We start from the raw sequence: 24,904 nt of genomic DNA, 5'->3' as shown, positions 1-24,904 counted from the left end.
AATTTTATAATTCTATATTCTCTTATGTAAATGACTCTATGTGAAGCCTTCTGTATCATATAAAAGCAAAAAGAGGAATAAAGTTCTTAATTTATAGACAAGATCATCATGTTTAAAGCACAAAATGTTCAAGGCGATGCTTCATTTTTAATAGTGAGATCTACTTTGCTTAAAGCCTTGGATAGATCATTTTGTAAAGCAGATTCGAGATCAATTATTGTGAGCCCTTTATTATCTTTTGCTTTAATTTTAACGCTCAATGTTTGCGGATTTTTAGCAAATTCACCTAAGGATTTTGAAATTTTTTCTGCTTCGTCATGATTTTTTAACAGAATGTTAGGGGTCTGCGTCATCATTAGATAGAAATCGTCATAGAGTTCCTTTTTAAGATCATGTTTGCTGTCATTAAGAGTTTGCGCAAGATAAGAAAAAAGCTTATCAATGAAACCTGCATCCTTATATTGTAGATCAATTTCATTGATGCCAAGGTCTTGAGAAGCAGCAATCATTACATTTTTCTGACCAGAAAAAAGCTTTTCATCAACATCAATAACCTTGGCTGATATGTACCCAGATCCAACGTCTTTCATATCGAAAGACATTGCATCAAGAAAGAGCATACGTTTTTTTTCATCATAAGAAATATCAATTTTTCCTGAAATGTTAAAGTGCTCAAAGTTCAAATTTTTGAAGAGTTCTAAGTCTTTTTCATTCATGTTTTTAGGTAAAACGGAAAGGTTATTGAGGGAAAGAAAAAGTTTTTTAGGGATAGGTTGTTTCCACAAGCTTGGTTTGAATTGGAATGATTCGAGTGTTGCTTTCAACTGTGGTATATCAACGGTGACGTTATCAACTTTGGCATCGGCTGAGGTAATGGCGAGCAATATGTTTAGAAGTAGACCATTTTGTGCTATTTTTTCAGCGGTTTTATTATTCTCTTTTCTTGCATTAAGATAAGCTTTGATCAATTTTTCAGGAGTTTGTTCAAGTGGCTTCATCTTTAAACCAGATGTTTTAAACTGTTGGAGAAAGAAAGAGCTGTTTTTTTCTGCTTCTTCAAAAATATCAACGCTTATATTATTCAGAGCAATGGGACCAGTAACGGTTTTACCTTGATTGAGAGTATTGTTTTTTCCAAAGATGATAGAATAGGTGTAGTTGATGTCGATATCATGGGCTTTTATTGTATCACTTTTAGCCATAATCTGCATCTGTTTGGCACCATTGACTGCAACTGTTTTAAGATCCATACTTTTGATACTAACTGAACGGATATGGCCATTTTTAAAATCAGAAAGCTGGAAATTATTGACTTCAACCGTTTCTATTTGCTTATTTTTATTTTCTATAGAAAGTTGTATATTGGGAGCAATAATTGAGGAAAGCTCAATACGCATCATTGATTGTAAAAGACGTGATGTTATCGTTCTATCTTTTTCTTTTAAAGATACACTTCGAAGAGAAATTTGGGGAATTTGCACATGAATATTATTATGCTTTAAATCAACATTATAGAGTGTGAAATTTCCAGGAATAAAGGAAAGAGGAGGACGGGCAGAAATGGCACCAATTTTAAGTGATGTACCAGCTGGAACAGGTATTGTCACATTCTTCAAATTGATTTTACCTAGAATGCTTACTTCAGATGTTTCGGCTTTTATGGAATGACGGGCTATTTCTTTTCTTACAAAACTGTCAAGATAGGGTTTTGCAATATAAAATCCACCAACCATTATAATTGCCAAGATAGCAACAAATCCAATAATGCAAGTGAGCCAATATCTGAGGTTACTTTGATACCCACTATTAAGATTGACCATTCTTTCTTCTTTCATTTTTATCACTCTTTGAATTGAGAGTGAAGATAAATTCTTTTAAGCAACGACAAAGGTTTAAATATAGCGTGTACCAGTTTCAACAATTATCTACGCTCTATATTAGAGTTATTCTCATCTTTTTTGCAATATAGCTTTATCAACTTTTATCAATTTTCTTTGGGTTCAGCACTTTATAGAAAAGCACGCATAATAAGGAGAGGCAAGTTTATGCGCATCATAATTTTTTATCACTTTAAAATTATCCTAAAATATTTCGATGTCTGCTTTTATCTTGCTGCTGTTTATAGGAATATTTAAAACATAAAAAATATGTTCTTGTTCATTATAATTTAATGGGGAGAGGTAAGTGTTATGACAGAAAATCAAATAATGGCTTTTTCGATCATTGGTCTCATGATGGTTGTTTTTATTTGGGATCGATTTCGTTATGATCTTGTTGCTATTTGTACGTTATTAATAGCTTGTGCTCTTGGTCTTGTCAGTCCGAAGGAAGCTTTTAGCGGTTTTAGTAATGATATCGTTATTATCGTGGGGAGTGTGTTTGTTGTCAGTACGGCCGTATCGCGCTCTGGTATAATGGAATTTATTATTCAACGGGTATGGCCAGATGTGAAATCGGTGCGTCTTCAATTAGCTTTTTTGGTTATTTCTGTTGTCGTGTTATCAATGTTCGTTAAAAACATTGGTGCTTTGGCTATTATGCTTCCGATAGCTTTTCAGTTTGCTCGTCGTTCTCAGGTTTCTCCTTCTGTCTTTTTGATGCCCATGGCCTTTGGTTCTTTATTGGGGGGGCTTATGACACAGATAGGAACATCTCCCAATGTTGTTATTTCAGCGATGCAAGAACGCTTAGCAGGAACACCTTTTACAATGTTTGATTTTACACCAGTTGGTGCGGTTATTGCGACGGCTGGTGTTTTATATTTGGTCTTGTTTTATTGGCTTTTGCCTGTGCGTGTACGTTCAGGTGTATCATTTGATGATGCCATTGATATTCGTAATTATGTTGCAGAGGTGCATGTCCCAATAAATTCACCGATTGTGGGGAAAAATATTGTTGATTTGGTTAAGCCATCAAGTGGTGATGTTATGGTGATTCAAATCATCAGAAACAAAGTATCTATTTCACCATTACCAGATTTTGTTTTGTCTGAAAATGATATTATTTTGCTGGAAGGATCACATACAGGGTTAGATAGCGTGATGAACTCTGCTCGTTTAGAGTTTTCTAAAGGGCGAACTATTGCTGCAGGTGATAAGGACAGTGATATTGATATTATTGAAGCCGTCATTACCCATAATTCACCTCTTATCGGTATTAGTGCGAAAGAGTTTTCCTTATTTGATCGCTATAATGTAAATTTGCTTGCGTTAAGTCGTCAGCATGAAAGGGTGCGGGGAAGACTTGATGATATTATTTTCCATCTTGGAGATGTGATTGTTTTGCAAGGACAGGATGCAGTTATTCCAAATTTGTTAAGGGAATTGAAATGCTTACCCCTAGCAAAACGAAATATTGTGTTTGGAAATTTACGACATGGTTTTATATCTTTGGCTATTTTATTTATAGCAATTATTTTTACAGCTTTTCATATTGTTCCAGTTGCTTTTTCTTTCTTTTCTGCTGCTGCTGCAATGGTGATCTTTCGTGTTTTGCCAGCGCGTGATTTGTATCAGGCATTAGATGGTCCAATATTAGTACTATTAGCGGCTCTTATTCCAGTGAGTGAAGCGTTAGAGAAAACAGGATGTACGGAGCTCATTGGTCAATGGCTGAGCCAATTGGCAATATTTTTCCCGCCATCCGGTGCTTTAGCGCTTATGTTGGTGACAGCTATGTTGGTTACGCCATTTTTGAATAATGCAGCAACAGTGATGATGGTAGCACCAATTGCATCAAGTTTTGCTCATTCTCTCCATTATAAGCCTGAAGCTTTTTTAATGGCTGTTGCAATCGGTGCAGGTTGTGAATTCCTTACACCTATCGGACATCAAAGCAATATGCTCGTGATGGCGCCAGGAGGATACCGTTTTAGTGATTATCCACGTTTGGGTGCTCCATTGGCGGTGTTGATCGTTATTATTGCTGTTCCAATGCTTATGTGGGTTTGGCCATTACAATAAGATATTTTCAGAAGCTTTGAGTATCTATTACAAAAGGTTATTAATTGTATAAAGATAAATTGAAGGGATACACTTTCTTTGGCAAAATTTTATGAAAACTGCGCATTGATCATTCAGAACGTCTTTCAAATATAGTTGATAAATTAGGTTTATCTGTGTCATTTTTATCTTCTGTAGAAATTGGTAGAAAATCTGTTCCAGTAGGCATGGAAGAGAAAATCATAGAACTCTATGCTTTAGATCAAGAAAAAGCTTCTCTGTTAAAAAAGAAGCCTATCTTTGTCGAAAGAATTTTACAATCAAACCTTCTAATCCGTTGCAACATGAAACTGTTGTTGCATTTATGCTACTTTTAGATGTCTTATTTTAAGGGGCGTTAGCAGATTTCAAAGAAATGTTAGAAACACTCCATGAAGTATGCTTTTTGTAGAGGCTATTGCGAAATTCTATTCCCCAACTTTTATTTACGCATCCCTCATATTAAAAAAGATATATAAATACAGTAAGCTAGATGAATAAAGAATGGTATTAAAATCCTATAATCGAATACAATACAATGATTGTGTTAAAGACTTTAAAAGATATCTTTCATATAATAGAGAGGGAAGGGTGCTGAAGATGGTAGGCAATCATGGATAATATTAAAGCAGTGATTTTTTTATAAGATTCAAAAGTTGTGATGTAAGCTTAAAGAACATTTACATCGTTTTTGACTAAGACAGTTGCAAAAATCCAATTGATTTGGTTACATGTCAATTTGAAATAAATAAATCAGTAATTTAAAGATTTTAGTTGATTTAGGCTACCATCTTTGTCCATTTATGCGTAAAAGCGCAGAGAGTAAATTTTTACAAGGTATGATATATGTCGTATGATAGTTTTATTGCTGAAGTTAATGCTGAATTTCGTCAGGAAAAGGCGCTTGCTTTTTGGAGACGTTATGGTTTTTCAATTATTGGAGCAGTCCTTCTTTTCATCATCATGATAATTATTTATCAAATTTATTATCATGCACAAATAAAGAAAGCTGGTTATATTGGTGACGCATTTATAAAAAGCCTTAATTTTGCGGATACACGTCATTTTGATAAAGCGATAAAGCAATTGGAGAATGTTAAAGACTCTAACTTTGGAGGATATCCTTTTCTTGCTCGTTTGCGGGAGGCTTCTTTACTCATGGAGCAAGGTGATATGATTAAATCAGTGGAGATCTTTGATTCTGTTGCAGCGGATGAGAAAGCACCACAGATTTTGCGGAAAGTTGCAAAAATTCGAGCAGCCTATATTTTAGTTGATACAGGAACTTTGGAGGATGTCAAAAAGCGCGTCAAAGAGATGGCAAGTGATACCGATCCTATGCGTATGTCTGCAAGAGAAGCTTTAGGCTTAGCTGCTTATAAGTCGGATAAAATGGATGAGGCGGTTTATTATTTTAAGAAAATTTCTGAAGAAGGTGCTTTGGGTTTAAAAATAGCAGATCGGGCTCGAATGATGCTTGAGCTCATACAAGCCGAGGGCAAGACAAATAAGGAATAAATTGATGAGCCTTACCATTGCTATTGTTGGTCGTCCCAATGTTGGGAAATCAACACTTTTTAATCGTTTGGTTGGGCAAAGGTTGGCTTTGGTTGATGATAAGCCAGGTGTAACACGTGATCGGCGTATTCATGCGGCAAAACTTCAAGATCTACGTTTTGATGTGATTGATACGGCTGGGCTGGAAGAAGCAGGTGATCATACACTTGAGGGGCGTATGCGTTCTCATACAAAAGTTGCAATTGATGAAGCTGATCTTATTTTATTCGTATTTGATGCAAAGAGTGGAATAACACCAAGTGATTTAAACTTTGCTTCATTGGTTCGCAAATCAGGAAAACCAATTGTCCTTGTTGCCAATAAGTCTGAGTCAAGAGCGGCAACGGGAGGAGAGTATGAGGCGTGGTCATTAGGTTTGGGGGAGCCGTGCCCAATATCGGCTGAACATGGTTTGGGACTTAGTGATCTTCGTGATGCAATTATAGAGGCTGTTGGGGCAGAACGCGCTTTTGACAACAACAAAGAGGAAGATATTACGATACAGCCTGCATCTGTTGGTGATGATATAAACAATTTGGAAGAAGAGGGGCTTATGTACGATGAAAATAAGCCTATTCGGATTGCAATTGCGGGGCGCCCCAATACAGGAAAATCTACTCTTATCAATAGCATGCTGAAACAAGAGCGGTTATTAACAGGACCAGAAGCAGGACTTACGCGTGATTCTATTTCTGTAGATTGGGAATGGCGTGGTCGTCATGTTAAACTGTTTGATACTGCAGGTTTGCGTCGAAAATCGAAAATTCAAGAAAAGTTAGAAAAATTATCCGTTGCTGACACTTTGCGTGCTATTTGTTTTGCAGAAGTGGTGGTCATTGTTTTTGATGCAACGATGCCTTTTGAAAAGCAGGATTTACAAATTGCTGATCTTGTGATTCGTGAAGGGCGTGTTCCAGTTATTGCTTTTAATAAGTGGGACCTTATTGAAAATAGTCAGGCTACATTGATTGATTTGCATGAAAAATGTGCACGATTTCTTCCTCAAGTTCGTGGTTTGAGAGCTGTTCCTTTATCGGGACAATATGGTCAAGGAATTGATAAACTTATGGAAAATGTGATGATGATGCACCGTGTATGGAATCGTCGCATTTCGACGGCTAAATTGAACCAATGGCTTGAAACTGTTGTGGCACATCATCCACCTCCTGCGGTTTCTGGACGTCGACTTAAGGTTAAATACATCACACAGGTTAAGACACGTCCTCCTGGATTTATGATTTCTTGCTCGCGCCCCAAAAGTATGCCCCAGTCGTATTTGCGTTACCTTGTCAATGGGTTACGTGAAACATTTGATATGTTTGGTATACCAGTTCGCATATCATTACGAGCCTCTGATAATCCTTTTGCGGCACGTTCCAAGAAGAAATGATAACTCTTTAATTTTATTGATAATCATTTATCATGAGCGCTATTGAATAGAGCTCTCTCATCTTGATAAAGGTCATTTATTTGCATGTCATGAGAAGAGTTTAATAGGGAGTATTTAAGAAAGAGTACATAATCCTCTTAATGGGTTATTATAAGTGCAAGAATAGATGCAATATGAGGGTAGGGGAATATAATTATGATGCTTGTTTGAAAAGCAGCATTAGATTATCGTTTCATAAAAATAAAGCTTATGAATAAGCGCTTTTGCTTACGATAGTTTGTTTGAATAAAAAGCAAAAATATTTGCTGAATCTACGGATATTCAATTGTAAAAAGCGAAGTTCATAAAAGTGGATTAAAATTGTATAAAGTGGTATGGTAATCGTATTTAAAATTTATTATGTTCTATTGGCTTAATCTATTTGAAATTTTAGATTTATTAATATCTTGTATTTAAAGGAACTTCTCTTAATACCCTCAAGCTCATTTCGTGGTGGGGCCTTTAATGGCGTATGTAAAATACTTTGCGAATAGGATCATATAGAAACAATTGATTATTATTATTTTCATAAAATAAAAAGTGCAAGTTTATTCGAATAAAAGGAGAAAACCAACGCTCTCATACTGTTTTTAGCTTTCTATGTTCTCTTTCAAAACTAGGACTGATATAACATTGGGAGTCGGAAAATAAGATGGTATTAGTTTACACCTTTTGTTAAACGTAAAAATGGTTGTTCTATGAGTTTTATATTATTCACGTGAACTTTTCGTTATACATTCACGGGTGCTGTCGTGAAATCGGTTTAGGTGCTTGGAATATCTTTTTAAGAAAGCATGTAAATTGAAAAATACGTTATTTCTGCAATAAAATTTATACGATAACTTGTGATAGATTTCTTTTAGTATCTTGACGAATAAATTCGGGAACAATATGATGCACACGGTTTTATGAAATGTATTCTTACGTTGCTTTTTAATTAAGGAGCCAATGATGGCGATGGGCGAGAAACCCGTTATGAGCTGTAAGGAGGCTGAAGAGGAAAAGCAAGGAGAGTGTCTTCATTCAGAGGATTTGGAATGCCGTAGTAGGAACTTAAGCGTAGCTTTAGTACGCAAGCAAGCATTAAAGAAGCGGGAGCATAGGAATAAGCGGGAAAAATCACAAGGAAGGATGGCAGGTGCAATTAAGCTTTCCAGTGAGTTTCTGGCAAGTGTTATAGTTGGTATTGTTTTGGGGTTGGGGTTTGATAAGTTAGCAGGTTCATGGCCTTGGGGATTGGTATTTTTTCTCTTCTTTGGATTTGCTGCTGGTGTATTGAGTATTCTTCGGTCTGTGGGGTATGTTTCCTCCAGTCAATTAGGAAAAGAAGGCGTATTGCGCCAAGATAAACAAAATAAAGGGGCCAATGAGAGGTCCGATAAATGAGGTTGAAGTGACAGCGCACGCTCCAGATCCTATTCATCAGTTTGAGGTTTTAAGGCTGATTAAGATTTCCATAGGAAATATGGATTTATCGTTTACAAATGTATCATTGTTTACAGTCCTCACGGTTGTTGTAACTTCTATTTTTCTCTTTATTTCATCATCGAGTCGTGGATTGGTTCCAACGCGGATGCAGTCTCTTTCGGAAATGGCCTATGAGTTTGTAGCATCGACTCTGCGGGAATCATCTGGTGTGCAGGGAATGCAGTTTTTTCCTTTAGTTTTTTCTCTGTTTACTTTTATTTTGGTTGCTAACTTTATTGGTCTCTTTCCTTATTTTTATACGGTTACGTCTCAAATCATGGTCACGTTTTCGTTAGCAATGGTGGTAATTTTGACGGTGATTGGGTATGGCTTTTATAAGCATGGGGTCAGTTTTTTGAAACTGTTCGTTCCCAGTGGAGTTCCTGTTGTGGTTTTACCTCTGGTGACAATGATTGAGGTTATTTCTTTTCTCTCCCGTCCAATTAGTCTTTCTCTGCGTCTTTTTGCGAATATGCTTGCTGGTCATATTACGCTTAAAGTGTTTTCTGGGTTTGTTGTTTCAATGATTGGGGTAGGGCTCGTAGGTGTTGGTGGTTCGATTTTACCGCTTATTATGACTGTAGCAATTACTGCTCTTGAGTTTTTGGTCGCATTTCTTCAGGCTTACGTCTTTACGGTTTTAACTTGTATGTATCTTAATGATGCAATTCATCCAGGACATTAATAGAACTGGCGGTTTTCCGTCGAATAATGCAATTTCGCTTTAAAGGAGAATAACATGGAAATGGTGCTTGCAGCAAAATATATTGGCGCTGGTCTTGCTTGCTTTGGTATGGCTGGAACAGCTTTAGGACTTGGTAATATTTTTGGTAGCTATCTTTCTGGTGCATTACGAAATCCATCAGCAGCAGATAGTCAGTTTGGACGTCTCGTCTTTGGTTTTGCTGTTACAGAAGCTTTGGGAATTTTTTCATTGCTCATTGCTTTATTACTTCTTTTTGGGGTTTAATCATCATCAAAAGGGTATATCTGTTCTTGCATGAGGAAAGATTTACCCTTTTAGGCTCTTAACCAGAGAGATGCCAGAGAGATGTTTGTCAGTTATCATCGGTTATAGAGGGCTTTAATAAGCTATTTAAAGGATGAAAGAAGATGTTTGTTTCAAGCGCTTATGCACAGAACACTGAAACGTCGATAGAACATATTAAAAAGGTGGCAGAGCATGCAAATCGTGTGTTTCCGCCTTTTGATTTTGTGCATTTTGGTTCGCATTTTTTCTGGTTGGCAATTTCTTTCGGACTGTTTTATCTTTTTATCTCCCGTGTAATTGTACCACGTATTGGCGGTGTTATTGAAACACGGCGAGATCGAATCGCATCTGATTTAGATCAGGCAATGCGCATGAAGCAAGAAGCAGACATTGTTGTTGAAACTTATGAGCGGAAATTAGCAGAAGCGCGTTTGAACGCGCAGGCTATAGCGCAGGTAGCTAGTGAAGAATTAAAAGAAAAGGCAGAGCTTGAACGGAAAGAAATTGAAGAGAGTTTAGAGAAAAAACTCGCAGATGCTGAAAAACAGATAGCAAAAATTCGGGATAAAGCCATGCAAAATGTTGGTTCTATCGCTGAAGAAGTAGCTCTTGAAATTGTGAAAAAATTGATTGACGTTGATATCAACAAAGAGGCTGTTCGTTCAGTTGTTAAAACTGCGGATTATTGAGGAAGAAAAAGATGACTGATACTTTTTGGGCATTTGTTGGGTTAGTTCTTTTTTTGGCTCTTTTAGTCTATTTCCAAATTCCACAGAGGGTTATACACCATCTTGATGCGCGCGCGAAACGTATCAAAGATGAACTGGATGAGGCTCTGCGTCTTCGTGAAGAGGCACAGGAAATATTGGCTGAATATCAACGCAAACATGCAGAAGCAGAAAAAGATGCGCAAGAAATTATTGCAGCAGCAAAGCATGAAGTTGAATCTGTTATTGCTGAAGCCCGTGCAAAAGCAGAAGAATATGTAAAAAACCGCAATAAATTGGCAGAACAAAAAATTTCCCAAGCAGAAGCCGATGCTATGCGCATGGTTTCTTCATCGGCTATTGATTTGGCAATTTCTACAGCACGTACCCTTATTACAAGAGAAATAGATGCTAACAAGGTAGATGAACTTATTAAAGAGTCTCTTGAGAAAGAATCATTTATCAAAATGAAAACATATCTTAATTAATGATATTTGAGAGATAAAGAACAGTCTCTTTGGTTGCATAATTTTCTCAATATTAATTAGTATCAATATTAATTAATAAAAGTCATAAAAAAGAAAAATTTATCTTCATTGTTTTTATCAGTTAATAGGCTCTTTGATTTTAAATGACAAGTTTTGAGAAGTCTGCAACCGATTGTGTAACAATGTGAGTGCGTTTGAGAAGAGCAAGACGGTTAGCACGAACATCAGGTTTTTTATCATTCACCAATACTTTTTCAAAAAATATATCAATCAATTTTCCAAGTGGCGTTAGCACACTGAGGGCAAATGATAAATTTGTTGTATTGATGGGAGCAAGAACTTTTTTTTCTACTTCACAGATTGCATGATAGAGCTGTTTTTCTTCTTTCTCGACAAAGAGCTCAAAATTAATTTCATTCGCTATTTTTGTGCTTTTTTGAAATTCATTTTCAAGAATATTGGCAGTACGTTTTACAGAGGCTACAAAGTTCATTCCATCATGGGTGTTGATAAAAGCGATAAGCGATTCGACACGACGTGCAACCAATAAAAAATCATCAGAATCTTTATTTAAAACGGCTTCAAGGGCGTCGTAACGAGCGCCTTCCTCTTTTAGATAGATTTTCAAACGGTCATGAAAAAAGAATAACAGATCTGATAAAATATATTCTGTTTTTTCTGGAAGCAGATTCTGCAATTGTGGATTTTCTCTTTGAGAGATTTCATATTTATTTTTTTGTTGTAAGAAAAGATTCGTTGCTAACTGGAACAGTGGCATAAGATTGATTTTCCAATCTCGCGAAAGTACAAGCCTAATAATTCCCAATGCTGCTCGTCTTAACGCATAGGGATCTTTTGAGCCCGTTGGTTTTTCATTAATGAGCCAAAAGCCAACGAGCATGTCAATTTTGTCGGAGAGCATAACGGTTATAGCAAGTGGTTCTTGTGGAAGACGATCTGTTGGTCCTTGAGGTTTATAATGGTCTTCGATTGCTACAGCGACGTGAGGATCTTCCCCTTGAAGAAGGGCGTATTTTTGCCCCATAACACCTTGTAGTTCAGGAAATTCTCCGACAATTTCTGTTTGCAAATCAGCTTTTGCAAGGATGGCTGCACGTTTCGCTAAGAGAGGATCTGCTTGTATCAAAGGTGCAATTTTTTGTGCGAGTGTAGCGATGCGTTCTACTCTTGCACCTTGTGTACCTAATTTGGCGTGAAAAGTTACATTCAAATGATCAAGTCGCGCCATTCTTTGATCAAGAGGTTTTTTTATATCAAGATCAAATTTTTTTACAGAAGATTCCAATTGTTTAATATCGGGCAAATCACGCTGATCTGTTTTCCAAAAATAGAGTGCATCAGAAAGACGAGCATGGACAACCTTACTATTTCCTTTAGAAATTTCTTTGCCTTCATCATTGGCGAGAATATTAGAAACGAGAATAAAATGATGAGAAAGTTTTATCTTTTCCCCTTGTTTACGGGTGACAAAACATTTTTGATTAGCTCGAATGGTCAAGCGAATAATTTCTGGAGGAATATCAAGGAATGATTTGTCAAAATCACCCATAAGGATAACAGGCCATTCAACAAGGCCAGAAACTTCTTCTAGGAGGGCATTATCTTGAACCAGTTCTAAACCGTTTGCAAAGCAAAGATTTTGAGCATCAGCTAAAATAATATTCTTTCGTCTTTCTGCATCCAGAATGACTTTGTGTGTTTCAAGTTGAGTAACATAGTCATCAAAGCGACGCACCTGGAATGGCTTTCCGTCACTTAAGAAACGATGACCATAAGTTAGATTATTGCTCTTAAGAGAACCAATTGTAAACGGAACAACATGTGTTTCGCCAATTTCTGGTCCGAAGATGCAAAGAATATTTTGTAAAGGTCTAATCCACTTCAAAGTACCACTTTGTGCTGAATCTTTTCCCCAACGCATAGATTTAGGCCATGGAAAGTTGCGGATAATATCCGGTAAAATATCGGCAATAATTTCTTCTGCAGCTCGACCTTTTTTAACAATTTTAGCAATATAAAAATGACCTTTTTTATCATCATGTCCAATATGCGCTTCAGAAACATCATTTAATCCTGTTGCACGTAGAAAACCATCAATTACATGCTGTGGTGATTTTATACTGGGACCTTTGCGTTCTTCATGGACATCTTTGGAGCGTATAGAAAGTCCGCGTACGTCCAATGTTAACCGACGAGGTGTCCAATATTCACGAGCGGCTTTATAGGTTAATCCAGCATTCACAAGTTGATCCGTAACAGCTTTTTTAAGATCAGCAGCAGCTTTTCGTTGCATGCGTGCGGGTATTTCTTCACTGAAAAGTTCAAGAAGAAGATCAGACATTAGGCCTCTCCAGTATATATTTGTCCAGCTTCTGTGAGTAAGAAGGCTTCCCCACAACGGCGCGCGAGATTACGAACGCGAAGAATGTAATTTTGTCGTTCGGTTACAGAAATAACGCCACGTGCTTGCAAAAGATTAAAGATATGGCTCGCTTTAATACATTGATCATAGGCAGGAAAAACACAGCGATGGAATACATTTTCTTTATTTGGTTTTCCAGCATCAAGAAGTGCGCTGCATTCGCGTTCTGCATCGATAAAGTGCTGATGGAGCAGTTTTGTATCAGCAAATTCGAAGTTGTAATATGAGTATTCCTGTTCTGCCTGTAAAAAAATATCTCTATAACTTATTTTGTTTTCTCCCTCTAAACCATTAAAGTTAAGGTCATAGACGTTATCAACCCCTTGGATATACATCGCTAGACGCTCAAGACCGTATGTGAGTTCCCCTGAAACTGGAGCGCATTCAATGCCGCACACTTGTTGAAAATAAGTAAATTGAGAGACTTCCATTCCATCGCACCAACATTCCCATCCAAGCCCCCAAGCACCAAGAGTGGGACTTTCCCAATCATCTTCAACAAAGCGAATATCATGCAGTTTTGTATCAAGCCCGATAGCTTGTAGCGACTTTATATAAAGTTCTTGTAGATTGAGCGGAGAGGGTTTGAGAAGCACTTGGAATTGATAATAGTGTTGTAAACGATTTGGATTCTTACCATATCGGCCATCTGTTGGACGTCGAGAGGGTTGGACATAAGCAACTTTCCAAGGGCGTGGCCCTAGAGAGCGTAATGTTGTTGCTGGATGAAAAGTCCCAGCTCCGACTTCCATATCGTAAGGTTGCAAAATTGCACATCCATAGTGTGCCCAATAATTTTGCAAAGTTAAGATTAGTCCCTGAAAAGAACGTTTGGGGTTAAGATGTTCAGGCAGTTTCACGCTTTATACTCTTTATATTGGACTAAACAAAAAAACAAAGTAATTTTAGTTTCTCTATTTATTATTCATGTGGTTTATGGTTAAGCATCGTTTATTGCAAACCAAATTTCAACTTTTCTTGAATTTGTTCAGAATTTTCTGGTTTTCCGTCAATTGCGTGGTTCCATTGAAAGATTGCTTCACGTTTACGTCCAACTTTCCAATAGGCATCCCCTAAATGATCATTCAGTGTTGGGTCTTCAGGTTGTAATCTGACAGCATTTTCTAATATTTGCACTGCTTTATTATATTCTTTTAGTTTATAATAAGCCCACCCTAAAGAATCGAGAATATGACTGTTGTGAGCTTGCAAAGCAGAGGCTTTTTGTAGCATACGGAGCGATTCTTCAAGCTTCTCACCACGTTCCACAAGGGAATAGGCTAAATAATTAAGAACCTGCGGTTGATTTGGGAAAAATTCAAGTGATTTTCGCAAGTCAAGTTCTGCTTTTGGCCATTGCTTTAAACGTTCAAAAGCAATACCACGCTGATAAAAGAGTTTCCAATCGTCCTGCTGAAAGTTTTTTATCTTTGTAATAGCGTAGTCTAGAGTTTTAATAGCCTCAAGAAATTTATTGTCCTGCATATAAAAAGCAACGAGCGTTATCAAAATATTACGATCATTGGGAAATTTTTTATTTAACAATGTGAGTAATTTTATTGCTTCTTTGTAATTGTTGTTATTGGCAAGAAGGAATGCAAGATGAAGTTGTCCATCTTTATAATAAGGAGATTTAGGGGATAAAGCGCGATAAAGTTTAATTGCTTGATGTGGATCGTTCAATTTAGCAGAAATGTGTGCGAGCTGAAACAGTGTTGCGTCATTTTGAGGGTATAAGGCGAAAGATAATTGCTTAAAAATACGTGCAATTCGCCCTGAGTTTTTGTAGTTGAGGGCTGTTCCAAAATTATATAATACCTCGGCTGCTCCTTGTTGAGGTGTTTTAATAACTCTCTCTAAGAAAGAATTTTTTTCAATTTTTTCTTGAAAGTTTTTAAGGACTTCTCGACCTGACAACATTTGTTCGCCATGCTGGATTGTTTGAAGGGCTTGGTTGCGCATATTATGGCGCAATTGGAATGAGGCATAGGCTATGATAATACGCTCATAAGTATTAGGAGCGATAAGAGTTCCCTGTTTGTTACTCAGTGCTTTAATGAAATATTTTTTTGCATCCTTTGGCCGTTCTGCAAGGTCGCTCATAAGTGCTAGATGATAAGATATAAAAAGATCATACCAGACAGGACCTTTGAGTTTCTTAAGATCATCGATTGCCTGAGATTTGTGTCCAGATCCAAATGTAATCCAAGCACTAATTAATTCAGGTATTGGATTATTGGACGTAGGAAGTTCCTTTAATTTCAGAAGAGCCTTGGCATTCTTATAATCTTTTTTGATGAGACTTTCTACTGACAAAGTTAAGGAAACAAAGGGAGTTATAACATCGTTCTCTTTGAGTTTTTGGGCTTGTTGGACAGCTTCTTTAAAGTTTCCGACCGAGAGCATAGCTTCAAGGAGCTCTTTTTGTGTTTCAATGTTATCAGGTTGATAAACCAGTGCTTGTTTAAAATAATTGATAGCAAGTTCTGTTTTATTTTCATGATTTGCAACCCTTCCAGCTAAATAAGCACCTGTAAATGAGCTTGTATGAGTTGCTGCACTTATTTTACTGTAGGTGAGGGATGGCATCAGCATGATACCCACGATAAAGAGGGCAAAAAGTCGAGATACCGTTGCAGAGCACATGGAGCTAATCCTTTTCAAGATAATCAATTGATGGTGTTGTTTATAGATCATATCTCATTACTTTGTTGAGAAATACTGCGATTCTTGCAAAGAATTCAGTTTACGCGCGCAATACAAAATTCAACAGTCTCAACGAGAGCATTATAAGCAAGATTTTCATCCATGGGAACAAGAGCATCAATTGCATATTTTCCATAGATGCGTGCTTGTTCTATTGTATCTGTGATACTATCATACTTTTCCATTAAGTGTTGTGCGTGTGCGAAGGATTCATCATTATTATTGCCATCTTCAAGTGCCTTTTTCCAGAAATCTTTTTCTAGCATATTCCCACGCTCATAGGCGAGAATAACAGGCATTGTGATTTTTCCTTCTCTAAAATCATCCCCTATATTTTTTCCTAAGTTTTGAGCACTACCGCTATAGTCAAGTGCATCATCAATTAATTGGAAAGCTAAACCTAAGGATGTTCCATATTCACGTAATGAAGAACGCTCTTTATTTCCATAGCCAGCAATAATGGGTCCTACTTCAGCGGCTGCTGAAAAAAGTGCTGCTGTTTTTGCATCGATGATTTTGAGATATTCTGAAGGGCTGGTTTTTATATTTTTTGCGGCAGAAAGTTGCATAACTTCTCCTTCAGCAATAATTGCAGCAGCGTTGGCTAGGACAGAGAGCGCTTCTATGGAACCGACATCGACCATCATTTTAAAGGCCTGCCCCAATAGGAAATCACCAACAAGTACACTTGCTTGATTCCCCCAAATCATACGTGCTGTAGATTTTCCACGTCGTAAATTACTTTCATCAATCACATCATCGTGTAGTAATGTTGCTGTATGCATAAATTCAACAGCTGTTGCGAGTTTTATATGCCCGTCACTTTGATAACCGAACATATGAGCAGAAGCGAGCGTAATCATTGGGCGTAATCGCTTTCCACCTGATGAAATAAGATGGTTAGAAATTTCAGGGATCATCTCAACCTCTGATTTTGCCATAGAGAGAATAAATTGATTTACGCAATCCATATCTTTTTGAGTAAGATTGACAAGAGATTGAAGAGAAATTTGATTATTTCTTATTTGTTTTGGTTTGATAGCTGCACTCAATGTGTTTACTCCTAGAGTATTGCAATGGACATATATAAAATTTACTTTATTCATTAGCATAAAGGGGGTTTGGTTTTGACTCAAGCTTTTGATGTCGTTTAAAAGTGTTAGCTTGGAATGTTATTGGCAAGAAATGTTCTTTAGCGAGTGTAATCTTATTGTTATAAAATAATAAAAAATTTAAAATAGCAGCTGAATGGCAAAAATGCAGTTTATAAAGGTGAGCATTAGGCTTTTAAATGGATAAAGCAGCGAATCAGAGTGGTGAAACAATTGACAGTTTTCACCGCGGGAAATTTTATTTGGTTCAACCCCATAAATATGGTCATCGTTCTGGAATGGATGCGATGTTATTAGCTAGTTTGGTTCCAAGTGATTTAAAGGGCAAGGTTGTTGATTTAGGTGCTGGTGCTGGAGCTGCAGGACTGGCTGTTGCTTCGCGTTGTCTGAAAGTTCATGTTACCTTAGTTGAACGTTCGGCTTTTATGATATCTTACGCTCAAAAAACGCTTATGCTAAAACAAAATAAACAATTTGCTGGCCGCATTTGTTTGCTAGAAGCAGATGTTACTTTCAAAGGGAATGAACGTATAAAGGCAGGTTTGATAGATAATAGCTTTGATTTTGCGATTATGAATCCACCTTTTAATAATCCTACTGATCGCAAGACACCTGATCAACAAAAGTCTGAAGCACACGTTATGCCTGAAGCGATGTTTGATAACTGGTTGCGGAGTGCAGCAGCGATTGTCAAGCCAGGTGGATACTTAGGGCTCATTGCACGGCCACAATCACTGGCAGATATTTTGCGTGCTTTAGAAGGGCGCTTTGGTGGTATTTGCATCGTTCCTGTGCATGCACGTGCAAAGACAGCAGCAATTCGTCTTTTATTTTACGCAAAACGAGGAAGCAGAGCAGCTTTATCTATTTTACCGGCACTGCTGATACATGAAGATAATGGTCATACTTTTTCACCACGGATTGATGCAATTAATAATGGATATATAAGCTTGTGGGAACTTTTGTAATGGTATCTTGTGTTTTTCAGTTTATTCTTTAAAGTCTACACTTTGTTACTAGGGAGGTTTAGCTTTTGTATGAAATTATATTTCTGGTTGTAATGTGGGGATTGATTGGCGCTTTTGGATGGTATCGCGTTGTTCCTTTTTGTTGTCCTGTCCTCTTTAATTTTTCTTAACTTATAAGGAGATTTTGTTTTGATTGACGTTATCAAGAAACTTGTTCCCCATCGTTTTTCTTCCAATAAACTAGAAATTCCTGTCGTTCGCCTTCAAGGGGCGATTATGGATTCATCAGCATCTATATCTCGTACGCTTTCCCTTAGTAGATGTGCTAGTCTTTTAGAGAAGGCTTTTGCGTACAAAAAAGCACCGGCTATTGCCCTTATTATCAATTCTCCTGGAGGTTCACCTGTACAATCGCGTTTAATCTTCAAGCGTATTCGTGATTTGGCAGAAGAAAAAAATAAAAAGGTTCTTGTATTTATTGAAGATATAGCAGCATCCGGTGGTTATATGATTGCTTGTGCAGGAGATGAAATTTTTGCAGATCCTTCTTCGATTGTTGGTTCCATTGGGGTGGTTTCAGCTTCCTTTGGTTTTCCGGAACTTTTAAAGAAAATTGGTGTGGAGCGGCGCGTTTACACAGCAGGAAAGAACAAGGTTACACTAGATCCATTTCAGCCTGAAAAAAAGGCGGATATTGAGCATTTGAAATCTCTCCAACTGGAAGTACATCAAACTTTTATCGATTTAGTTAAAGAGCGGCGTTCTACAAAATTATCAAATGATTTGAATCTCTTTACAGGAATGTTTTGGAGTGGAAAAAAAGGCGTTGAACTTGGTTTGATTGACGGATTGAATGATGTACGTTCTGTTATTAAGGAGCGCTTTGGTAATGATGCAAAACTTCGACTTATTATGCCTCCAAAAAGTTTTTTAAGCCCTAAAACGCATTCAGGAGTGACTGCTCATACAGTTTATACAGCAGTTGACAGTGCGTTGATAGCAGCAGAAGAGCGGGCACTTTGGCAGCGTTACGGTTTGTGAGGCCAAAAATCATTCGAGAGGAGATTTTATCTAAAAACAGATGATAGAAAAAAAAGCTTGAAATGATACGAAAGTTTATTTTGTATAAGAATTCTCCATATTTATTACTTATTTAGAAAACAATTAAGAATATTTCAAGCTGTTTATAGGGTTTATGCTACAGGTATGAATGAAAGGGGCATATTTATAAAAGAACTCTGTATAGGTTAATATTACGTCATATGATATCACATGTAAAAGCTTCGATCCAAAGACATTCTTATGTATTTACACCCATTAAATTGAATTTGGCTTTGCATGTTGTGGGGCAACGTGCTGATGGTTATCATTTAATAGAAAGTTTGGTTTATTTTAGTCTTAGCGGTGATTGCTTACACTATGCGTCTTGTGAAAGTGACCAGTTTGTTTTAACGGGGCCATTTGCAAAAGGGCTTGTTTCTCATTCAGATAATTTGGTTATTCGTGCACGAGATTTTATGCATAAGACTTTTCCTGAAAGTGCTCAACCTGCGTTTTTTCGACTTGTAAAAACATTACCTGTTGCCTCAGGTATTGGTGGTGGCTCAGGTGATGCTGCTGGGGTTGTAAGCATGTTGTATCAACAGTGGAATCTTGATTGCCCTTATGAAAAATTAGCAAAAATGAGTTTAGTTCTTGGTGCTGATGTACCCATGTGTCTTTTTGCATTAGAATATCAGCAGCCCCTTTTGGTTAAAGGGATTGGTCAAAAGATTATACGATTACAAGAGGCTTGTTCACTGGCAATGGTATTGGTTAATCATGGACAAGAGATTTCAACACAAGCTGTTTTTAAAGCGTTAGAGAAGCGTCATCATCCTTCTTTAAAAATTGATTCAGTCGCTTTAAAGACTGTTGATTCATTGGTTGAGGTTTTACAAGAAACGCGTAATGATCTTTTTTCTCCGGCATTAAAAATGGCACCTCAGTTAGCCGAAGTGTTATCTGTATTAGATGAATGTGGGTCTCTTTTTTCTCGTATGTCTGGAACGGGGGCAACTTGTTTTGGCATTTTTAAAAATCAACAAGCAGCGCAAAAGGCAGCTCTTTTTATCAAATCAATGTACCCAAATTGGTTTGTAAAACCGATCATGACTTTAGGAACTATTTGAGAAATAAAAACTTTTATTTTGTCTTGATTCTACTATACATAATGAAAAGGGTAACTAAAGAAATCTACTTTTTGTTTTTTAAACAAAATGAATACATGCTAGAATAATTTTTTAGAAGAAAAATGGACAATAGGATACTCTTTATCTCATGGTTTGTTTTTATCTTTTGTGTAAGAATTCGCAGAATGTTTGAAAAGCCATTTAAAACTGTAATGCTTGCAAAAAATAAGCAGGTTACAGAAATAAGTGTATATTTGTTGTATTTGTGATTTATCAAAGATGTTTAATTTGCCGCTTCAGCCAAATTTCTTGTGTGAATTGAATTTGCAGAAACAGGGGTTTTTTCATATAGCTGGTGTTGATGAAGTAGGACGAGGACCTCTCGCTGGACCGGTGGTAACGGCAGCAGTTATCTTGGATAAAGGTCATATTCCTGATGGATTAAATGATTCAAAAAAACTTTCTTTTCTTCAACGAAGTAGACTTTATCATGAAATTTTGCAAAGTGCATTGGCGGTTTCAGTTGCTAGTGTTTGCGCTCGTACAATTGATCAATCTAATATTAGACAAGCAACTTTAGAAGCAATGCGTCGCTGTATTAAAGGATTAGCTGTTTCAGCCCACTATGTACTTGTTGATGGACGTGATATTCCCTCTGGGTTGTCTTGTCCCGCAATTGCGTTGATTAAGGGCGATCAGCGTTCGGTTTCAATTGCAGCCGCATCTATTATTGCGAAGGTAACGCGTGACCGGATGATGGAATGTGCAGGACAAGTTTATAAAGGCTATGGTTTAGAGAAGCATGTAGGATATGCAACGTTAGTTCATCGTACGGCTCTTAATAAATATGGTCCAATCGTAGGATTACATCGTTATAGTTTTGCACCACTAAAAGAACGTTATAGGAATGATGTATCATGACGATTCTACCACTCAATAGCGCTTCAATAAAAGAGGCAATAGCGCTTCTTGAACAAGGAAAGTTAGTAGCGTTACCAACGGAAACTGTTTATGGATTAGCAGGCGATGCGACCAATGGGAGGGCAATTTCTTCTATTTATTCTACAAAGGGTCGTCCGCAAATTAATCCTCTTATTGCGCATGTCAGCGGCATCGAAATGGCGGAACGTTATGTTAAAATCGACTTTCTTTCACGCCAATTAATGGAGGAATTTTGGCCAGGACCTTTGACATTGGTTTTGCCTTTAAAGGAACAGCATAATATCCATCCTTTAACGACTGCCGGTTTGAATACATTGGCTATTCGTTTTCCAGACAGTCGTTTTGCGGAAGTTGTACAATATTTTGGACGCCCACTTGCTGCTCCTAGTGCGAATCAATCAGGACGTCTTAGTCCTACTTCCGCTGAGGCTGTTTTTGCATCTTTGGGGGAATCTGTTTCTTTGATATTGGATGGAGGATTTTCTAGAATAGGGCTTGAATCAACGATTATTAAGATTTGTGGTGAAAATATTTATCTTTTGCGTCCAGGGGGGCTTGCGGCTGATGAAATTGAAGAAGTTGTGGGGAAGCCTTTAAAACGGATAGATCAAAGGGCGGCGATTGAAGCTCCTGGGATGTTAAAGTCGCATTATGCTCCCAATGCCATGGTTCGTTTGAATGTAGAAAAGGTGGAAAGTGGTGAAGCGCTTTTAGCATTTGGTTCAAAGCGTGTTATGGGGGCTGAAAATGCTGTTTCTATTTTAAACCTTAGCGAAGATGGAAAATTGGAAGAGGCAGCCTCTCATTTATTTCAATATATGAAGGAATTAGATTCATTTAAAGTGAGATGTATCGCAGTAGAACCTATTCCATCATACGGATTAGGGGAGGCTATCAATGATCGTCTTATACGGGCTGCGGCTCCAAAGGAGAAATGAATATGGAGCAGGAATTAATTGAGGGGTTTAGGGAAATTGTTGGAGCCAAGTATGCTATAACAGATCAGACGTTGATTGCACCGTATTTGCTTGAAGAGCGTGGGCTTTTTCATGGAAAAACACCTTTACTTTTACGTCCATCTTCTTGCGCAGAGGTCTCATCGATTATGCAGTTAGCGAGCAAAACGCACACACCGATTGTACCACAGGGGGGGAATACAGGGCTTGTGGGGGGACAGCAACCAGATGAAAGAGGAGAGGGTGTTCTTTTATCCATGGAGCGATTAAATAAGATTAGAGCTATAAATCTTGAAGGAAATTTTGTTGTTGTAGAGGCTGGTGTTATTTTACAGGATTTGCAGAAAAAAGTGGATGAATCAGGTCGTTTTTTCCCTCTTTCTTTGGCATCTGAAGGTTCTTGCCAAGTAGGGGGAAATCTTTCGTCAAACGCTGGAGGGACAGCTGTTTTGGCTTATGGCAATATGCGTGATCTTTGTCTTGGTTTGGAAGTTGTTTTACCGGACGGGCGTATTTTAGATGATTTGCGTTTTGTTAAAAAAGACAATAGCGGTTACGATTTAAAAAATCTTTTTATTGGTGCAGAAGGCACATTGGGTGTTATAACCGCAGCTGTTTTGAAGATTTTTCCAAAAATAAAAGGAAAAGCAGTTGCCTTGGTGGGATTATATAGTCCGGCGAAGGCTTTAGAGTTTTTATCTCTGGCTCAAGAATATGGAGGAGGGATGTTGACAGGTTTTGAGCTTATGTCAAAGCTCAGTTTGCAAATGGCTTTAGATTATAAGATGTGTGAGAAGCCTCCTCTCCAGCAGAAACATGAATGGTATGTATTAATGAACATTTCATCGTTGCAAGGCAATGATGAGGCGTTATCGGTATTGAGTAGTATTTTAGAAGAAGCTTTAAAGAATGTGGTGATAGAAGATGCAGTTATTGCGCAATCTTTAAAACAGCAAGATTTTTTTTGGCAATTGCGAGAAAGTATATCATCGGCACAAAAGTTGGCGGGAGGATCTATTAAGCACGATATTGCAGTACCGCTTGCTTCCATTCCTGATTTTATTGCTGAAGCAGCACTTATTGTTGAAGATATTTCTCCAGGAGCACGGGTGGTTTGTTTTGGACACATGGGTGATGGAAATTTGCATTATAATGTTACACAACCTGTAGGAGTTGATACGACAGTATTCTTGCAGTTATGGTCAACAATGAACCATCGCATTCATAGTTTAGTGATGAATTATAAAGGTGCATTTTCTGCTGAGCATGGAATTGGTCAGCTTAAGCGCGAAGAACTTCGTTCTTTTAAATCGCCTGTCGCATTGGATATTATGCAAGGGATTAAAAAAACGCTCGATCCTTTAGGGATAATGAATCCTGGAAAAGTATTATAATTCAAGAATGGTGATCATGCATTTTTGTTTAGATTTTAATAACCAAAAAAGAAACCAGTTGTTTTTTATTCAAACTTTTAATAATCCAATGAGAAAAAGCTGCTAAAGGGTGTATGTTATTTAAGATAAATTGGGATAATGTATATGGCTAATCAATGCTTTAATCAGGCAAAAGCGGTGCTTGAATTTCGGTTAGATCCGTGCCATTTGCCACAAACTACGACATATTTTTCATCCAAAACGGGCAATAAGGTAATTTGTTCGTTAAATGAGCGTGGTGTTTCTTTTAAAACGGATATGCCTTCAAGCTTATCGCATTTAATACCTCCTTATCATTTTCAAGGAATTGCAGCACGTACCGTAAAAACGCGTTCAGGAGAAAGAGCTGTTGCATTAGAATTACTTCATGCAGATGAGGAAGCTTGTATACCGCTTTTGGTTTCCAGAGATTTGAATAATGTTCTTCTGGATTGGCGGTTATGGGCGGATACTTATGGCCTTCCCATGCTTATGATCAATGAAGATAATCGCATTCTGGTTGTAAAAGATCGTTCTGATTTACATCGATTTTTTGGTACAACATCGTATTCTAGACAAAAGCGTTTTTTACTTCGTTATAGCAATCCGTTCGGCTTGCGTTTGGTGATTGCGAATCGAATCGCACTCCAGTGATATTAATATGCATTCATTGTTGTACTACCATCAGCATTTATCTTGTTGTGCCGTAAAACATCGTTGTTTGGGGCGGTAACATAAGGGGTGTAAACTTCACACATGAAGTGTTTTTAGAAGATATGGCGAATATTCTTAAGTTTGCTTGTAGGTCTTTGTGTAAGTGCAGCATATGAGTGGGAAGCAAGAGGACCCCGCTCAATGAGAATCCAGACTTTTACAGACGGGATTTGGTGTGACTTTTGGTTCTTGAAAACAAAGAGGAAGTCAATGATTGTAAATGAGAGTTTTTTGACACCATACATTGGCAGCAGGAATCTATTATGTAAAACGCTTTTTTCGGAGAGGTGAAAACGGCTTTTGTACCAATAGAAACTGTTTTTTGCGGTATAATTTTGGGTTTTTGCCACATTATTAAAACATCAGAAAATTACTGGAAGTGTTTTTAAATTTTTTTTAATAAATCATTTCTCCATTTTGAATGAGAGCTTTGAATATTGCAGAACATTCTTATTTCATCTCTCTTTTATAATCAAAATCATTTAGATAGAAAGGGTTATCGTAATATTGAGAGTTGGAAAATACAAAGATGGTATCGGTTTTTATCTTTATTCCAGAAAGATGGCAGAATGGATTTATACTATTTGCAGGTAGTGTCGTAAAATGGGAGTGATGAGCATGAGAGATATTGTTTAAGAATTTGTATGTGAATAACATAACTATCTTTTTTGGGCATTTTATTTTTCGTAAAAGCGGAATTTCATTAAAAAACGCGATAGATAAAAGAAATGATAGTATATATGTTTTTCTTCAGGATTTTATAAGAAAGAAAGTGTTTATAAAAATGATGAGAAAATACGTTTAAAGTAAAGATAACAGTAAAATGATCATTTTATATTATATTCTCAGATTCAGAATTTT

At 37.2% G+C, this 24,904-nt stretch carries 20 protein-coding genes and 1 pseudogene; 16 read left to right on the top strand and 5 right to left on the bottom strand.

What is annotated here, in order from left to right; all coding sequences use genetic code 11:
- Window positions 1–128: 128 nt before the first annotated feature.
- Window positions 129–1,835 (bottom strand): hypothetical protein, encoded by a 1,707-nt coding sequence (locus tag ACFIML_RS04075; RefSeq protein WP_375687442.1) that lies wholly within the window; start codon window positions 1,833–1,835, stop codon window positions 129–131.
- 354 nt (window positions 1,836–2,189) lie between these two features.
- On the opposite strand from ACFIML_RS04075, the gene ACFIML_RS04070 reads away from it, so the two are divergent.
- The 9 genes and pseudogenes from ACFIML_RS04070 (at window position 2,190) to ACFIML_RS04030 (ending at window position 10,619) form a co-directional block, all read left to right on the top strand.
- Window positions 2,190–3,962, top strand: coding sequence for an SLC13 family permease (locus ACFIML_RS04070; RefSeq protein WP_375687440.1), 1,773 nt, complete (start codon window positions 2,190–2,192; stop codon window positions 3,960–3,962).
- A gap of 98 nt (window positions 3,963–4,060) precedes the next feature.
- Window positions 4,061–4,332, top strand: a pseudogene (locus ACFIML_RS04065) (XRE family transcriptional regulator).
- Between the two features lie 494 nt (window positions 4,333–4,826).
- Window positions 4,827–5,498, top strand: coding sequence for a tetratricopeptide repeat protein (locus tag ACFIML_RS04060; protein WP_375687438.1), 672 nt, complete (start codon window positions 4,827–4,829; stop codon window positions 5,496–5,498).
- 4 nt (window positions 5,499–5,502) lie between these two features.
- Window positions 5,503–6,927, top strand: coding sequence for a ribosome biogenesis GTPase Der (der, locus tag ACFIML_RS04055; RefSeq protein ID WP_375687436.1), 1,425 nt, complete (start codon window positions 5,503–5,505; stop codon window positions 6,925–6,927).
- Window positions 6,928–7,917: 990 nt separating this feature from the next.
- Window positions 7,918–8,352 carry an AtpZ/AtpI family protein gene (locus ACFIML_RS04050; protein WP_375610075.1) on the top strand — a complete coding sequence of 145 codons (435 nt, stop codon included), beginning with the start codon at window positions 7,918–7,920 and terminating at the stop codon, window positions 8,350–8,352.
- 7 nt (window positions 8,353–8,359) lie between these two features.
- On the top strand, window positions 8,360–9,118 hold the full coding sequence (locus ACFIML_RS04045; RefSeq protein WP_375687449.1) for a F0F1 ATP synthase subunit A: 759 nt from the start codon (window positions 8,360–8,362) through the stop codon (window positions 9,116–9,118).
- Between the two features lie 54 nt (window positions 9,119–9,172).
- Window positions 9,173–9,403, top strand: coding sequence for a F0F1 ATP synthase subunit C (locus ACFIML_RS04040; protein WP_005773968.1), 231 nt, complete (start codon window positions 9,173–9,175; stop codon window positions 9,401–9,403).
- A 143-nt stretch (window positions 9,404–9,546) separates the two neighbouring features.
- Window positions 9,547–10,113 (top strand): F0F1 ATP synthase subunit B, encoded by a 567-nt coding sequence (locus ACFIML_RS04035; protein ID WP_375606433.1) that lies wholly within the window; start codon window positions 9,547–9,549, stop codon window positions 10,111–10,113.
- An 11-nt stretch (window positions 10,114–10,124) separates the two neighbouring features.
- Window positions 10,125–10,619, top strand: a complete 495-nt coding sequence (locus tag ACFIML_RS04030) for a F0F1 ATP synthase subunit B (RefSeq protein WP_375606432.1) — start codon at window positions 10,125–10,127, stop codon at window positions 10,617–10,619.
- 139 nt (window positions 10,620–10,758) lie between these two features.
- On the opposite strand, the gene glyS is transcribed toward ACFIML_RS04030, so the two are convergent.
- From glyS to ACFIML_RS04010, 4 genes are all read right to left on the bottom strand, one after another.
- Entirely contained in the window at window positions 10,759–12,981 is a 2,223-nt protein-coding gene (glyS, locus tag ACFIML_RS04025; RefSeq protein ID WP_375687434.1) for a glycine--tRNA ligase subunit beta, read from the bottom strand.
- Entirely contained in the window at window positions 12,981–13,922 is a 942-nt protein-coding gene (locus ACFIML_RS04020; RefSeq protein ID WP_375606430.1) for a glycine--tRNA ligase subunit alpha, read from the bottom strand. Before ACFIML_RS04020 ends, glyS begins: the two co-directional genes overlap by 1 nt.
- A gap of 91 nt (window positions 13,923–14,013) precedes the next feature.
- Entirely contained in the window at window positions 14,014–15,708 is a 1,695-nt protein-coding gene (locus tag ACFIML_RS04015; protein ID WP_375687432.1) for a tetratricopeptide repeat protein, read from the bottom strand.
- A 95-nt stretch (window positions 15,709–15,803) separates the two neighbouring features.
- Window positions 15,804–16,880, bottom strand: a complete 1,077-nt coding sequence (locus ACFIML_RS04010) for a polyprenyl synthetase family protein (protein WP_375687430.1) — start codon at window positions 16,878–16,880, stop codon at window positions 15,804–15,806.
- A gap of 179 nt (window positions 16,881–17,059) precedes the next feature.
- On the opposite strand from ACFIML_RS04010, the gene ACFIML_RS04005 reads away from it, so the two are divergent.
- The 7 genes from ACFIML_RS04005 to ACFIML_RS03975 all read left to right on the top strand — a co-directional run bounded on the left by ACFIML_RS04005 (window position 17,060) and on the right by ACFIML_RS03975 (window position 23,983).
- Window positions 17,060–17,848 (top strand): tRNA1(Val) (adenine(37)-N6)-methyltransferase, encoded by a 789-nt coding sequence (locus ACFIML_RS04005; protein ID WP_375687428.1) that lies wholly within the window; start codon window positions 17,060–17,062, stop codon window positions 17,846–17,848.
- Window positions 17,849–18,037: 189 nt separating this feature from the next.
- Complete coding sequence (locus ACFIML_RS04000; RefSeq protein ID WP_375687426.1) at window positions 18,038–18,889, top strand: S49 family peptidase; 852 nt, start codon at window positions 18,038–18,040, stop codon at window positions 18,887–18,889.
- Window positions 18,890–19,110: 221 nt separating this feature from the next.
- Window positions 19,111–20,019, top strand: coding sequence for a 4-(cytidine 5'-diphospho)-2-C-methyl-D-erythritol kinase (locus ACFIML_RS03995; protein WP_375606425.1), 909 nt, complete (start codon window positions 19,111–19,113; stop codon window positions 20,017–20,019).
- Window positions 20,020–20,298: 279 nt separating this feature from the next.
- Window positions 20,299–20,940 (top strand): ribonuclease HII, encoded by a 642-nt coding sequence (locus tag ACFIML_RS03990; RefSeq protein WP_375606424.1) that lies wholly within the window; start codon window positions 20,299–20,301, stop codon window positions 20,938–20,940.
- Complete coding sequence (locus tag ACFIML_RS03985; protein ID WP_375606423.1) at window positions 20,937–21,899, top strand: L-threonylcarbamoyladenylate synthase; 963 nt, start codon at window positions 20,937–20,939, stop codon at window positions 21,897–21,899. Before ACFIML_RS03990 ends, ACFIML_RS03985 begins: the two co-directional genes overlap by 4 nt.
- A 2-nt stretch (window positions 21,900–21,901) precedes the next feature.
- Window positions 21,902–23,311, top strand: a complete 1,410-nt coding sequence (locus tag ACFIML_RS03980; RefSeq protein ID WP_375687424.1) for an FAD-binding oxidoreductase — start codon at window positions 21,902–21,904, stop codon at window positions 23,309–23,311.
- Window positions 23,312–23,455: 144 nt separating this feature from the next.
- Window positions 23,456–23,983, top strand: a complete 528-nt coding sequence (locus ACFIML_RS03975) for a DUF6101 family protein (protein WP_375609082.1) — start codon at window positions 23,456–23,458, stop codon at window positions 23,981–23,983.
- The last annotated feature ends 921 nt before the right edge of the window (window positions 23,984–24,904 follow it).

This window comes from Bartonella sp. AC62GZZY, assembly GCF_042196525.1.
Lineage (GTDB): Bacteria > Pseudomonadota > Alphaproteobacteria > Rhizobiales > Rhizobiaceae > Bartonella.
Note: the sequence above shows the minus strand (reverse complement) of the source record. Positions and strands in the feature narration are given on the sequence as shown.